Origin of the sequence: Desulfovibrio sp. 1214_IL3152 (genome assembly GCF_036763055.1) — a bacterium.
GTDB lineage: Bacteria > Desulfobacterota > Desulfovibrionia > Desulfovibrionales > Desulfovibrionaceae > Desulfovibrio.
In genome coordinates this window covers 1-1048 of the sequence record NZ_JBAIYW010000180.1, presented here as the reverse complement: position 1 = coordinate 1048, position 1048 = coordinate 1, and the positions used below count along the sequence as shown (strand labels likewise).

The window sequence follows — 1048 nt, the reverse complement described above, 5'->3', positions numbered from 1 at the left end:
TCAAGCGAACGTTTCGCGCCGGGAGGCATTTCGCCCACGGCCGTGAGGGTTTTGCCCAGGGTAAGGTTGATGGGCGCGCCCGTATTGACGGCCCAGCCCGAAGCGTCCAGCAGTGGCCCAAGGCTGCGCCTGCGCAGTTTGAACCATGCCATGATCATGGAAGGCCCTGAAATGGCGGCAAATATGACAAAAAGGGCCATGGGCCACCACCAGCCAAGGGAAAAAAGCGATTTGGCAATATAGGTAAAAGACGCGCTGACCATACTTATGCCGACGCTGACGGCGGCAAAGATGCCCGCGCTTTTCGCAATGTCAAAGGGCGGTCTGACGGTGGTTGTTTTTGGCGCTTCGGCTTTGCCGTCGGCCAGCGAACCTGCCATTTTGGAGGATGCGTTGGCGATGGCAGTGTCTTTGGTGGACACCAGTTTTTGCAGTTGTTCGCCCATCAGGGCGGCAAAACGCACATAGGGCGCCCACATGGCTTCCCGCAGGCTGATGGGATTGCGCACCACGCGCAGCAGGGTGCTGTCCCACACACGGCCCGCATTGTCCACAAAGACGCCGTGGCGGCCCTTGATCAGGTCGTCCGCTGTTCCGGCGGTAAGGGCGGCGGCGATGGTTATGGTCTGCTCCTGCCCGTTTTCGTCTTTTCTGCTGCACTGGCAGTAGAGCAAACAGAGATGGCTTTGGGCCGCAAGGCGCATATGCGCGTCCACATCCTCCACATGTACGCAGAGCGAGCAGGAGCGGCTGTCTATATACAGTGTTCCGGCCAGAAAAATGGCCTTGTTGCCCGGCTCGTAAAAATCTGCGAAAGAAACGAAATTCATGAGCAGGGTGTAAAGGTTGGCGTGCAGGAGAATGAGTTTTTCAAGGGCGCGCAGGGCGTCCATGCGGGGAGCGGCCAGATCGCGCGCCACATACGCGGCGAAAGCTTTTTCCGTGTCGGGCGAAAGCAGTTCGTCAAGGGCTTCGTCCGAGAGCCTGTCGGCCACGTCTTCGGGATCCAGGGGCAGAAATGCCCTGCCGAGGTCGTCGTCGGCGGGGG

1 pseudogene is annotated in these 1048 nt (G+C 59.5%); it reads right to left on the bottom strand.

Annotated elements, in window-relative coordinates:
* Positions 1-1048, bottom strand: a pseudogene (locus V6C07_RS03765) (ABC transporter permease); the annotation flags it as partial.